This window comes from Streptococcus sp. 2579 (assembly GCF_013277195.1).
In the GTDB taxonomy this organism is placed as follows: domain Bacteria; phylum Bacillota; class Bacilli; order Lactobacillales; family Streptococcaceae; genus Streptococcus.
Window position 1 is genome coordinate 30604 of the sequence record NZ_VMMM01000005.1, and the last position, 13611, is coordinate 44214.

General features: G+C 40.6%; 12 protein-coding genes and 1 riboswitch. Of the genes, 2 read left to right on the forward strand and 10 right to left on the reverse strand.

Annotation, left to right across the window (positions count from 1 at the left end; genetic code table 11):
* Positions 1–102 precede the first annotated feature (102 nt).
* Positions 103–975 carry an Hsp33 family molecular chaperone HslO gene (hslO, locus tag HT725_RS02615; RefSeq protein ID WP_031227923.1) on the forward strand — a complete coding sequence of 291 codons (873 nt, stop codon included), beginning with the start codon at positions 103–105 and terminating at the stop codon, positions 973–975.
* Positions 962–1942, forward strand: coding sequence for a tRNA dihydrouridine synthase DusB (dusB, locus tag HT725_RS02620; protein ID WP_000183308.1), 981 nt, complete (start codon positions 962–964; stop codon positions 1940–1942). Before hslO ends, dusB begins: the two co-directional genes overlap by 14 nt.
* Positions 1943–2019: 77 nt before the next feature.
* Here the strand turns inward: dusB and HT725_RS02625 are convergent, their stop codons facing one another.
* The 10 genes from HT725_RS02625 to HT725_RS02670 form a co-directional block, all read right to left on the reverse strand.
* Positions 2020–4329 carry an RICH domain-containing protein gene (locus tag HT725_RS02625; protein ID WP_173253032.1) on the reverse strand — a complete coding sequence of 770 codons (2310 nt, stop codon included), beginning with the start codon at positions 4327–4329 and terminating at the stop codon, positions 2020–2022.
* Positions 4330–4405: 76 nt separating this feature from the next.
* A complete protein-coding gene (locus tag HT725_RS02630) occupies positions 4406–4933 on the reverse strand; it encodes an isoprenylcysteine carboxyl methyltransferase family protein (RefSeq protein ID WP_173253007.1) in 528 nt (175 codons plus the stop codon).
* 168 nt (positions 4934–5101) lie between these two features.
* A complete protein-coding gene (locus tag HT725_RS02635; protein ID WP_173253008.1) occupies positions 5102–6445 on the reverse strand; it encodes a HAMP domain-containing sensor histidine kinase in 1344 nt (447 codons plus the stop codon).
* A complete protein-coding gene (gene rr06, locus HT725_RS02640) occupies positions 6442–7095 on the reverse strand; it encodes a two-component system response regulator RR06 (protein ID WP_173253009.1) in 654 nt (217 codons plus the stop codon). Before rr06 ends, HT725_RS02635 begins: the two co-directional genes overlap by 4 nt.
* Positions 7096–7602: 507 nt before the next feature.
* The gene (locus HT725_RS02645) at positions 7603–10035 is read right to left on the reverse strand and encodes an ATP-dependent Clp protease ATP-binding subunit (protein WP_173253010.1); all 2433 of its coding nucleotides are present in this window, start codon (positions 10033–10035) and stop codon (positions 7603–7605) included.
* Between the two features lies 1 nt (position 10036).
* Entirely contained in the window at positions 10037–10495 is a 459-nt protein-coding gene (locus HT725_RS02650; RefSeq protein ID WP_173253011.1) for a CtsR family transcriptional regulator, read from the reverse strand.
* Positions 10496–10612: 117 nt separating this feature from the next.
* Positions 10613–11341: an ABC transporter ATP-binding protein gene (locus HT725_RS02655; protein WP_173253012.1), complete on the reverse strand. Its 729-nt coding sequence runs from the start codon at positions 11339–11341 to the stop codon at positions 10613–10615.
* A complete protein-coding gene (locus HT725_RS02660; protein WP_173253013.1) occupies positions 11341–12348 on the reverse strand; it encodes an ABC transporter substrate-binding protein in 1008 nt (335 codons plus the stop codon). The genes HT725_RS02655 and HT725_RS02660 overlap by 1 nt, the downstream gene beginning before the upstream one ends.
* Positions 12349–12384: 36 nt before the next feature.
* Entirely contained in the window at positions 12385–13143 is a 759-nt protein-coding gene (locus HT725_RS02665; RefSeq protein ID WP_001245134.1) for an ABC transporter permease, read from the reverse strand.
* On the reverse strand, positions 13106–13396 hold the full coding sequence (locus HT725_RS02670; protein ID WP_000647665.1) for a thiamine-binding protein: 291 nt from the start codon (positions 13394–13396) through the stop codon (positions 13106–13108). Before HT725_RS02670 ends, HT725_RS02665 begins: the two co-directional genes overlap by 38 nt.
* Positions 13397–13464: 68 nt before the next feature.
* Positions 13465–13567, reverse strand: a riboswitch (TPP riboswitch).
* Positions 13568–13611: the final 44 nt, after the last annotated feature.

Consider the following 13611-nt stretch of genomic DNA (forward strand, 5'->3'; position numbering starts at 1 on the left):
TGTTTCTCTTTTTATTTTCATGCTGATTTCCTGGTTCATTATCCTAAAAATCAGCAAACACACGGCTCCCCCTTTGGGCATTTTTATGCTAAAATAGTAGCTATGGATAAAATTATTAAAACAATATCAGAAAGCGGAGCCTTTCGTGCTTTTGTCCTTGACAGCACAGAAACCGTCCGCACTGCTCAAGAAAAACACCAAACCCAAGCTAGCTCAACTGTAGCGCTTGGTCGAACTCTTATCGCTAGCCAGATTCTCGCAGCCAATGAAAAAGGAAATACCAAACTTACAGTTAAGGTGCTGGGATCTAGCTCTCTAGGTGCTATCATCACCGTCGCTGATACCAAGGGGAACGTCAAAGGCTACGTTCAAAATCCTGGTGTTGACATCAAAAAGACTGCAACTGGTGAAGTTCTAGTCGGACCTTTTGTTGGAAATGGTCAATTCCTCGTTATCACAGACTACGGTACTGGAAATCCTTACAACTCTATGACTCCCCTTATCTCTGGAGAAATTGGTGAAGACCTTGCCTTTTACTTGACTGAAAGCCAACAAACACCTTCAGCAGTCGGCCTCAATGTCCTTTTAGACGAGGAAGACAAGGTTAAGGTTGCAGGTGGTTTCCTAGTTCAAGTCTTGCCGGGAGCCAAGGAAGAAGAGATTGCTCGCTTTGAAAAACGCATCCAAGAAATGCCAGCTATCTCAACCCTTTTGGAAAGCGACGACCATATCGAAGCCCTCCTCAAGGCAATCTACGGTGACGAGGCCTACAAGCGTCTTTCTGAAGAAGAAATCCGTTTCCAATGTGACTGTAGCCATGAACGCTTTATGAACGCTCTTGCCAGCCTTCCGAGCTCAGACTTACAGGAAATGAAAGAGGAAGACCACGGAGCAGAAATCACTTGTCAATTCTGCCAAACAACTTACAACTTTGATGAAAATGACCTGGAGGAACTCATTCGTGACAAATCTTAATACACCTTTTATGATTGGCAATGTTGAGATTCCCAATCGTACCGTTTTAGCACCTATGGCAGGTGTCACCAACTCAGCCTTTCGTACCATCGCAAAAGAGCTCGGAGCTGGACTCGTTGTAATGGAAATGGTCTCTGACAAGGGCATCCAATACAACAACGAAAAAACCCTGCACATGCTTCATATCGACGAAGGCGAAAACCCTGTCTCTATCCAATTATTTGGTAGTGATGAAGACAGCCTAGCACGCGCAGCAGAATTCATCCAAGAAAACACCAAAACCGATATCGTCGATATCAACATGGGCTGCCCAGTTAACAAAATAGTGAAGAACGAAGCTGGCGCTATGTGGCTCAAGGATCCAGATAAGATTTACTCTATCATCAACAAGGTCCAGTCTGTCCTTGATATCCCCCTTACTGTCAAAATGCGTACAGGCTGGGCTGACCCGTCTCTTGCAGTCGAAAATGCCCTCGCTGCTGAAGCTGCAGGTGTTTCTGCCCTCGCCATGCATGGTCGTACCCGTGAGCAAATGTATACAGGTCACGCAGACCTTGAGACCCTTCACAAGGTCGCTCAAGCTCTGACCAAGATTCCATTCATCGCCAATGGTGACATCCGTACGGTTCAAGAAGCCAAACAGCGTATCGAAGAAGTCGGTGCTGACGCAGTCATGATTGGCCGAGCTGCCATGGGAAATCCTTACCTCTTCAATCAAATCAACCACTACTTTGAAACAGGAGAAATTCTACCTGATTTGACCTTTGAAGACAAGATGAAAATCGCCTACGAACACTTGAAACGCTTGATTAACCTCAAAGGGGAAAACGTAGCAGTTCGTGAATTCCGTGGCCTCGCTCCTCACTACCTCCGTGGAACATCTGGCGCTGCCAAACTCCGTGGAGCCATTTCCCAAGCTAGCACCCTAGCAGAGATTGAGGCTCTCTTGCAGTTGGATAAGGCTTAATAGACCAAAACCCGTAACTCTCTTAAAGGTTACGGGTTTTTCTTGGATTTATACAGGCAAGTAATGTCTATATGAAATTAGTCATTCTCCGTCTTTTTTCCTTTTAATAGATAAACACCTACTAGAGATATAAGACCTAAGAATTCCATAAGCAACGTTGACATTGTTCCAGTTGATGGGAGCGCTTGCTTATCTTTTTTATCTGAATTTGAACGATTTTCACTCATTTGATTTGCTTTATCAGCAAGAAGAACCATTTCCTTATCATCAGATTGAGTTTTTCCTTCCCTATTTGCCTCTGGCTCGGCAACCATTTGTTTTTTAGGAAGCATTTTAATCGCAAACAAGCTGAAATGACTCGTTTTGAAAACGACTTGCCCATTTTCAACTGTTGATGGGAGCAACTCCAATTCTCCATTTTCCTTCACATGGTAAACTTGAATCTCAGAATCAATATTACCAATTGCAAGACGAACTACTCTTTCTCCCTTCACATGGGTTTCTTTTCCATCTTTTGAAAGGGAAATATCAAATATGCGCACTGTGCCTTGCCCTGTTTGACGGGTAACATTATCAATCATTTCTTTTGTTGTTACCTCTTTAAGATTGACAGAGTCTGCTTCTGTAGCAGTTTCAAACATAACAGTAATCTTGGCATTCCCATTTTGAGTTGTAAATACCTTTTGGACAGTAGATGTCGGTTGAGATGAGAGAGTAGGAGAAAGACTGTTAGATCTGGTAGGAGATGAAGAATTTGTCTCGTTTCCTGATGGTTTACTTGGGGTAGATGGTTCTACTTCTTGCTCTTTTTCTGGAGATTTTGGTTTAGTGGAAGCACTTGAACTTCCTGAAGAGCTAGTGGAACCGGAGTGACTTCCTGTGGTTGAACCTGATGGATTCTGCTCCTTTTCAGCAGGTTTGCTTGGAGCAGGTTGCTCTGGTTTTTCTGGAGATTTTGGTTTAGTGGAAGCACTAGAACCTCCTGAAGAGCTAGTGGAACCGGAGTGACTTCCTGCAGTGGATCCTGATGGGGTCTGCTCTTTTTCCGCAGGTTTGCTTGGAGTAGGTTGCTCTGGTTTTTCTGGAGTTTCTGGTTTAGTGGAAGATCCTGAATTTGACGAAGAAGATAAGCCCTTTTTAAAGTTAGACAAAGCTTCATCTAGTTTTGATTGACTTTCTGTAACCAGATTCTGTAGTTGGGCTTTTTGGGTTGAGTCATCTAATTTATGCAAATACGTTTTTTCAATATCTTTTAGCTTTTTAATTAGCTCTACAGTATTGATATGTTGCTCTTTTTCTAAATTTTTCTTGATGTCATCCAATAAGCCTGTTAGATGTTTAGTAACTGCAGCCTTTGCCTTATCTCGCTCTAAGCTGATTTCTCTATTTTGATGAGTAGCTATCAGTTCATCAATTGCCTGTTTAGATTTTTCTATCAGAGCTTCCACTTCTTCTTTACTCGAAGCACTCTCAAATTGCGTACTATATTCGGATAAAGTCTTTTGAGACGCCAACAAGAGGTCTCCAAACCAAAAAGCAGCTGGATTTAATTTTGTTAAACGACTTTTTCTATAATTATCCAAAGTTGTTTTAGCTGTTTCTTTAGCTTCTTTAAGATTTGTCTCCGTAGTTTTTTCAGTAGAAACTATATTTCCTCCTTGATTTTCTACTTTTGGTGGAGTTGGATTATTATGTTCTTTTCCAGAAGGTGAATCAGAATCTAATCCTTGATTCGCAGGCTTAGTCGTATCACCTCTACCATTAGAAGAATTAGAATTTCCTGATGGTTCACTTTGTTGATTTGATAAACTATTCTTAAAGTCCTCTACCAACTTATCTAGCTCACTTTGTCCTTTTTGTCTCATCTGTTCCACTTCTGCCTCATCATAAGCTTCATCAAACATACTTTGATACTTTCGGACAATACTTTTAACACCCTCTACTATCTCCCCGATTTTAGAATTATCTTGTTTTTCCAATTTTGTAAGTTCGTCTAAGCGATGTTCCATATATTTAGATAGAAGTAACTTAGCTTGAACAACTGCCTCATTACGTTTAGTCTCACGTATTGTCCGAGCCTCATCATAAAATTGATTTTGTACGCTCGCTAATGTTGAATAGTCCTTCCCATCTTCAATTTGTTTTCTATAGTCAGCTTTTCTATCACTAGATAAATCCGTATCTTCCAACTCTTTTATCAACTGCTGCTTGTATTCCTTCAACCTATCTTGCCCACTAGATGTAACCATGGGGTTATTCCCACCACCAACCACTTCTGCATGGACTACTCCTCCTAAGAACAGACTAGCAACTACTACACTAGCTACTCCAATACTAAATTTACGAATTGAATAACGTACTTTTCTTTCACTTTTTGATGCAAACATAATTATTTCCTCCAATATTTTTCTTAACACTACTATATCATTTCAATATGAACTGTATATGAATTGAATCTTGTATTTATCTCTTTATGCTTCCATTTGGGATTATAACTTCATGTAATAACTTTTCCTCTTCAGCTATTCGTCGATACAAAATAACTGCATAAACTGGAAAAACTAAAACAAAAGTCATATAGGCATGACTCAGCAAGGTTAAGCCAATCAACTCAGGAAGGATATTTAAAAAGTAATTGGGATGTTTTACTGTCCTAAATAAGACATGATCCACAAACTTATGATTTGGTGCCAACATCAACTTGACTGTCCAAATATCCCCAAGCAGATGAATAACAAGTAGCAACATCAACATAGAAAATATCAGGAGCACCAAACCCACAACACTCATCATATTGAAAGACGGTCGATAGACTAGGGCTTCCATAAAACAAGCCATATAAAAAACAATATGAACCAAGGTAAGACGTTTGGTATTTTTAATGCCAAATTCTCGCCCACCATCCCTACGAAGCCGTTTTTCATTTGCAATTGATTTCTTTAGGAACAACAAGCGAATTAAAAATACACAGATAATGATTATTGCTATCATCACGATCCCCTTTCTTTACCACTACTGTAACATCTCTATGTTAACCCAATATGAATTGAAAAAGAAAAAGAACGAAAACTGATTCCGTTCTTTGATTTACTCTATCACTACCATTCAAACTATGCTTCCTTAAATTATCCTCAAGTAAGAAAAGAGTATCACTAAAAGCTAACTATCTGGTAACAAGCAGATTTTAAATTTCATCCCTTGTTCATAAGGCAAGAAACTATAGGACATACGATGACTTTCTAAGATATTCTTCACAATATAAAGACCCAATCCTGATCCTGTTTCTCTGTCTGTTACAATTTGTGAATGGTAAAAAATATCAAATAAATGTTCTAACTCTTCCTGATTCAACGGAGCACATGTATTCCTAATAGAAAGATAACCATCTTGCTCAGAAATAGTCACAATGCCAGATTGATCTGAGTATTTGATAGCATTACTGATAAGATTTGTCAAGACTTTATCCAAAGCCTTCAAACTCATCCTTACTTTTGTATCAGTAGTCAACTGATTATCAATCACAAGATTTTTAGAAAATGCCAATTCCTGATATCGAGACAAAACATCTGTCAAAACGGTATTTACTATTAAAATCTCACTACACTCTGTCCATTCTTGAAATTTAGAAGATTCCAACACTTCCTCTAGCAAGAAACTCATCTGATCAATTTTCTCAATACTCTTTTCAAGATATTTAGGATGATCCTTATAATCCCCCACATTGTATTGCATATTTTCTAAGATAATCCTGAGAGTAGCTAGAGGTGTCTTTAATTCATGTGATGCTCCACGGACAAAGGAAACCTTTTGATTTTGCAATTTTACAATTTGCTCATTGCGATTTTCCAACTCATGAATAACCTTCAACAAGTGCTCGTACACACCATTAATCTGCTTTCCAACTTCACCAACTTCATCTTTTCTGCTTTCATCAAAACGAATATTATCATCCAAATCTTGCATCTTACTAGTCACTTCTGAAATGTAAAAAAGAGGATTGAGCAAGCGTTTCGTATAAAAATAAGAAAAAACAAAGGAAAAAGCAATTGTAACCAAGAATGTATAGGGGAGATACAAAAGCAAAATATTCTTTGCTTCTTTGTAGATATCCACTCCCTGCACAAACTGCACCGTTACCTGTTTACCATCTGCTGTACTAACAGGCATATCTAACATCACGATATAATTTGATAGCTCTCCATCTTTAATATCTAAGTCATGCACAAGAGGGAGCCGCTTATCTAAGATATCTCTTTTAAGGTGAGCAGATATAGTCAAGGACTTTGAATAAGACTGGAGTAAGCTTGGAATTTCATCAGCTGTCTTAGTCTTTAAATACTCCGTAAACACTCTTGCACTCTCATTAAACTTTTCCCCTTCCAACTGAATATAATAAAAAGGAAAGGTCAAATAAATAGCTATATGAATGACTAGACCAACACCACCTAGAATTGCAAAACTTCTTAAAAAAGACTTGGTTAATAATTTAGGATTTTTTATCATAAGCTAATCTTATACCCAACATTTTTCACAGTCACGATACAATCTAAAGCCAATTTTTTACGAAGAGTACGAATATAGACATCAACGACCCTATCACAAGGTAAATCAGCTACATCTTTTGAAATTTCTTCCAATATCTGCTCTCTACTTAAAACTTGATTTTTATGTTGAATCAAACACTTTAGTACCAATAATTCCTTTGGTTTGAGATCAATTTCTTCATTTTTATAATGTGCTTTGTAAGAGGTAAAATCCACTGTTACATCCTGATATTGCCAAAGATCCTCTATGACGTAGTAACGTCTGATAAGCGCTTTAATACGCTTGGCAAGCAGTACCAAAGAAAAAGGCTTTGTCACATGATCATCAGCATAGAGATCAAATACCTGTGACTGAGTAGTTTCATCTCCCAGAGCACTCAAGACGATGATAGGAATATCGTGCTCTTGATTGATTTCTTTTAACACTTCAAAACCACTCTTCCTAGGCATCATTAAATCCAGTACCATGAGATGGATAGGAAGATCTTGAAATTTTTCCAAGGCCTCTTGTCCATCCTTAGCCATAATGACATGATAACCCTCTTCTGTCAGAAATGCTGCAATTCCTTCTCTAATCATTTCCTCGTCATCTGCAACTAAAATGTTCATCTTTCTCCCTTTCTACTACCGGAACTTCACACATCTATTTCCTGTATGTTATTTGAAAATTTCCTACCAGCCTATCATCTATGATAATGGAATGGATTTCATTTATCCGCTACTTGTTGTCAACAACAACGTAAATACAAGAAAATCATTCATCTTGCAACTTAGTTTGATTTTTCAAATACAAGCTAGAACGGGGTTGACAGGCAAAAAAGAAACAGGTCTCTTTTGAAAGAATAAAAATTTCAGATAAGACTGCTCTTTTTCTACTACACACGCTCTAAGACAAATACGATGGAGGGTAATAAACATATGAATTTTGGGTTGAATAGTGAAAACCACGGATCCTTTAGAAGCTATAGGTTTTAGTTTCATACTCTTCGAAAATCTCTTCAAACCACGTCATCTCTATCTGCAACCTCAAAANNCTAGCTTCCTAGTTTGCTTTTTGATTTTCATTGAGTTTCACTCCACTGTGACTTATGGTCAGATGCTGATACTTTTATTCTTTTATGCAATATCAAATTTTAACTGGCCTGCTTTAACACCAATCTTAAGTGTGCTACCTGCCTCTAATTCTCCCTTGAGAAGAAGTTCTGCCAACTTGTCTTCCACTTCTGTTTGCAATGTTCTGCGAAGTGGACGAGCTCCCATCTCTGGGTCATATCCTTGATTTGCCAATAATTTCAGTGCGGAAGCTTGTAATTTCAAGTCAATGCCTTTTTCAGCCAAACTTTCCACTAAAGGTTTGACCATAATCTTCACCACTTCCTGCATATGGTCGCTAGACAGGCTATGGAAGACCACCTTTTCATCAATACGGTTAATAAACTCAGGTCTATAAGCTTTTTTCAGCTCTTCAAACATGCGTTTTTCCATATTCTCCTGATCAAAACGAATGTCCTTTGCCCCAAAACCAACTGTCTTGTCATCACGAAGGGCAGTTGCACCAAGGTTTGACGTCATGATGATAATGGTATTTGAAAAGTCAACCTTGCGTCCTTTACTATCTGTCAAGACACCATCATCCAAGACCTGCAAGAGAACATTAAAGATGTCTGGATGGGCCTTCTCTACCTCGTCAAAGAGGAGAACGGAATAGGGTTTGTTGCGAACCTTCTCTGTCAACTCCCCACCTTCTTCGTAACCCACATAGCCTGGAGGAGCTCCGTTGAGACGGCTGGCTGCAAATTTCTCCATATACTCACTCATATCAAAGCGGATAAGGGCTGATTCGTCGTCAAAAAGAACTTCTGCCAGAGCTTTGGCCAATTCGGTCTTACCGACACCTGTCGGTCCTAGGAACATAAAGGAACCAATCGGGCGCTTATGACTACGAATCCCTGACTGATTGCGGCGAATGGCACGACTAATACTTGAAACTGCTTGATCTTGACCGATGACACGTTTGTGTAGTTCTGCTTCCAAGTTCAGGTATTTCTTAGCATCAGTCTGAGTCAGTTTTTGAACGGGGATACCTGACAAGCGACTCAAGGTGGTCAAAATGTCAGACTCTGTCACCAAGTCTTTGTAAACAGGCACTTCCTCTTCTTTTGCGATTAGCTGAGCTGCTTGTTTCCACTTGCCATCCATCAAGGCCTTGTCAGCTGAACTCAAGCCAGAATCGTCTGCTTTTACATGCTTTGCTTTATTTTGCACTGTTGCTGCTGCCTCATCCAAGAGATCGATAGCAGAGTCTGGCAAGTGACGACTAGTTAAGTAACGATGGGCCATCTTAACGGCTGTTTCAACCGCTTCATCTGTGATTTGTACACGGTGATGTTTCTCATAAGTCGCCTTCAACCCCTGCAAAATGGTCATGCTATCTGCAACACTTGGCTCTTCAATCGTCACTTTAGCGAAACGACGAGAAAGGGCCGCATCTTTTTCGATATGTTTTTGATATTCTTCCTGAGTAGTCGCACCAACCGTTCTCAAAGTTCCACGCGCCAAGGCTGGCTTCAAGATATTGGCCGCATCCAGAGTTGAGTCAATTCCACTACCAGAACCCATGATAGTGTGAAGTTCATCGATAAAGAGGATAACTTGACCATCTTCTTCAATATCCTTTATGATATTGTTCATGCGTTCTTCAAAGTCACCACGGAAGCGTGTCCCTGCAACAACGTTCATCAAATCAAGCTCTAACACGCGCATCTTAGCCATTTCCGCAGGTACATCACCACTAGCAATACGCTGAGCGAGCCCAAGCGCCAAGGCTGTTTTCCCGACACCAGCATCCCCAACCAAGACAGGATTGTTCTTGGTCTTTCGACTCAAGATTTGAATCATACGTGAGATTTCCTTATCCCGACCGATGACTGGTTCTAACTTGCCAGAACGCGCTTGCTCTGTCAAATCATGCGTATAGTCCTCGAGACCACCGCTTGGAGTCTGGGGCATGCCCATCATATTGGCCATAGAATTTTGCTTGTCAGCTACTGTACGATGCCGTTGGCGTAGAGCCTTGAGGTCTTCACGAGTCCATCCTGCTCGTTCTTCTAAATTTCGACGAAGGGCTGCAATCTTGACCTGATCTTTCTTGTCTTCATAAGAAAAACCAACCCTCTCCAAGATACGAGTCGCCAAGGCATTGCCATCATGCAAAATCGCATAGAGGACGTGCTCCGTCCCTAGCACCTTAGCATGGACCACTGACGCTACATACTCTGCTTCATCAAAAAGAACTTGCAAACGATGGGAGAACGGCAATTCCGTAAAGGTTTCATCCTGGCTATAGTCCGTTTCAGTCAGTTCCAAAGCCACCTCTTCTAAACGGTCCATCTCATATGGATAATCATTTAAAGTTGCCCCTGCCACACTATAACTGTGATTGGACATGGCAATCAACAAGTGCCAAGACTCTAGGTAACGAGCTTCAAAATGGCCAGCCACCATGTAGGCACTCTCGATACATTCATTCAATGCTTTTGAATAGTTCATCTTACTTCCCTTTTCTATCTACCTCTTGTATGACCTGGCGTAGCATGTTTGCACGATGGACTGGAGCTTCTTCTCCTAGAACGCGATCCAAAGCTACTGCTACCAGCAAATTCATCTCCTGCTTGGTCATCAATTCCTGCTCAACCAAAAGCTGCAGAATATCTTCATAAATTTCTTGACTGACTCGCTCACCAATCGAGTAAAGCAGCTCCCGGAGCATTTCATGATGACTAGAAAACTCAATCCGTCCTATACGAATATAGCCTCCGCCACCACGCTTACTTTCAACCAAGTAGCCTCTACTTTCAGTAAAGCGTGTCTTGATCACATAGTTAATCTGACTAGGGACAACCTGAAAGGTATCTGCCAACTGACTACGTTGCAACTCCACGATACCAGATTGATCTAAAATCGCCTTGATGTAGGCCTCAATATGATCCGATGTATTTTTAAATCTCATTACAACCCACCTCTCTCTTTAAACCTTGACTATCTTTGACTATTATACCGAAATTTTCTCATTTTTAAAAGAAAAAGGGCGCTGGTAAAGGATAATCTTCACCAACTCCCTATTTTTCTATTTATCTAAGCCTAATTCTGCCAAAATTTGACGTTTGTAGGCAATCTTTTGGACTTCCTTGTCCTCACCTTCAGACCAATCTAGTTTAATTTCTGAAACAATCTGCCCAGGGCGATTTTTCAAGATATAGATGCGGTCGCTGAGACTGAGAGCCTCCTCGATACTATGCGTGATGATCAGGGTCGTTAGCTGCAACTGCTTGTGAATCTCAAGGTACCAAGCGTGGAGTTCCATCTTGGTCATCTCATCCAAGGCGCTAAAGGCTTCATCTAAGAGAAAAAGCTTGTGCCCGAAAAGGTAGGTGCGAAGCAAGGCTACACGCTGACGCATCCCGCCACTGAGTTCATGAGGATACTTGTTCCGTACAGCTGTCAACTGGAAGGTCGCAAGAATTTCATCCGCTCGGGCAATGGCTTCCGCCTTATCCACTTTTTGAATCAAGAGGGGCAGGATGATATTACCAAGCACCGTCTTATGCTCCAAGAGCAAATCCTTTTGCAACATATAACTCACGCGCCCCTTGGGATTTTCTTCACCATCAAGGACAATTCTCCCTGACTGAACTTCTAAAATCCCAGCAATTAGATTAAAGAGGGTGGTCTTTCCTACACCACTTGGACCCAGAATAGAAACCACTTCACCTGAAGTCACCTGCAGGTTAATGTCCTCTAAAATCCTCTCCTGACCATAGGCATAACTGACGTGTTCTAGTCTAATCTCTGTCATTATTTCACAAATTCGTTGGTGAAGCCTTTGTCTGTCAAGTCTTCTTTAAGGATACCATTTTCTTTATCCCATTTGTAGAAGGCATTCCAGCGAGCTGCGTCAAATTGACCCCATTTTTCCTTGTCGCTTGCGTATTCTTTTGACAAGTATTTTTGAGATTCGATGACAAAGTCACGTTTTTCCTTGAGTTCAGGTGCATTTTTGATGAGGATGTCAGCTGCTTCTTCTGGATGCTCCATGGCATATTGGTAGCCTTTTTTGATAGCTTGGATGACTTTACGTGCTTCTTCTTTGTTATCTTTGAGGTAGTCGTTGTTAGCAATGATGACTGGTGAGTAATAGTCAAATTCTTTAACGTAGTCTTTCAAGTACATAAAGTTAGCATCTACACCTTGAGATTTGGCAAGAATTCCATCCCATCCATAGTAGATCCAAGCAGTGTCAAATACTCCATTGGCAATCGGTGTGATTGAGTTTGAATCGTTGTTTGGTACTTTTTCGACTTTATCAAAGTCCCCACCTTGTGACTCTACCAATGTTTTCAACATAGCAAGTTCAGTTGGGTCATTCCAAGTTCCGTATTTCTTACCAACCAAGTCCTTTGGACTGCTTACATTATCAGATTTACGAGAGATGATTCCTGATGTATTGTGTTCTACGATAGCTGCAACGGCAGTGATTCCTGCTCCTTTTTCCAATTTTTTAGCCATGTAGTCTTGGAAATACACTGCAAATGGTGCCTTACCATTGATAACCAAGTCAGATGAGCTTTCTTCTGGTGGCAATTTCAAATCAACATCGACTCCAGCTTCTTTGAAATAACCTTTTTCCTTGGCAACATAAAGCCCTGTGTGGTTGGTATTTGGTGTCCAGTCTAGGATAAAGTCAATCTTCTTAAGTTCTGCTTCCTTATTATCCTTAGAAGCAGTTCCTTGGCCACAGGCCACAAGCACAACAGCTACAAAAGCTGTTACAAGCGTTAAAAACACTTTCCATGTTTTTTTCATTTTGATTTCCTCTTTTCTTTTTGAAACATTCTAATTCTACGAACGTTTCCATTTAATAACATATTTTTCACTGATATCGACCAACTTCATACCCAGAAGACTGATAATCGATACCAGAATAATAATCGCGAACATGGTATCATACTGAAACAGTTTCTTGGACTGAATCATGTAGACACCTAGTCCTTCAAAGCCTCCCAACCACTCAGATACCACTGTTGTGATAAAGGCGTAGGAGACACTGACCCTCAGACCTGCATAAAAGTAAGGCAGGCTGACTGGAATTTTAAAATGCCACAGGATTTGCCAAGGCTTGGCCCGCATCAAACTAAACAAGGTCAGCATATCCTTGTCACAATGCCTAAAACCGTCCAAAATACTGACGATGATAGGAAAAGTTGTCGTCAAAATAATCAAGACAATCTTGGGCAGAATCCCATAACCTAGCCACAAGACCAAGATAGGAGCTATGGCAATGGTCGGAATGGTCTGAACAACCACCATCATAGGGTAAATCAGGTCATTGAGCCAAGTTAAACTATCCATAAGTACAGCCATGAGACAGGCAATCAAGACTCCCAAAATCAGTCCCAATAAAGCCACTCTCAAGGTCGCCCAGCTATGGTGCCAGAGAAATTCTCTGTCACGAACAAAGGACTGGAGAATTTCAAGAGGTGTCGGCAGGATAAACTTGGGGAGAAGTTTAAGAAAACCTGCTAACTGCCAGATTGACAAGACTCCCAGAAAGCCCAATAGACTAATGTGTCGTCTCAGTATACTTTTCAAGTTTCTCATCAATACTTAAAATCTCTCCTACATTTATTTTGACATTGGCAAAGACATTATCTGCCTCCTGCCCTGCCACTTCCAGCGCTTCTTTTAGAATGCGCATAAGCTCATCAAACTCCCCTTCCAAGACCGTTTCAAATGGTGTCACCACCATGGTCACTTCTTGAACTTGCAGATAAGCAATGACCTGATCGATAACAGCTATCCGATCAATCCCCTGTGCTAGGGGTAAAACTTGCAAGGCAATGCTTGCTTTCATAAAAACCTCCTCTTCTCGTTTTCCTTTGACAAAAAGAAAAACCTTTACCATATATGGAAAAGGTCAAGAATAGACTAAGTATCGTTCCCTACGCTGGCATTACCCAGATCAGGTGCGGTCGAAGTTTAACACTTCCTCTCAGACTGTACACAGACTCCCATATATTATATAGATATATGATAGCGCAAAATAAGAAAAATGTCAAGGAAACTGCT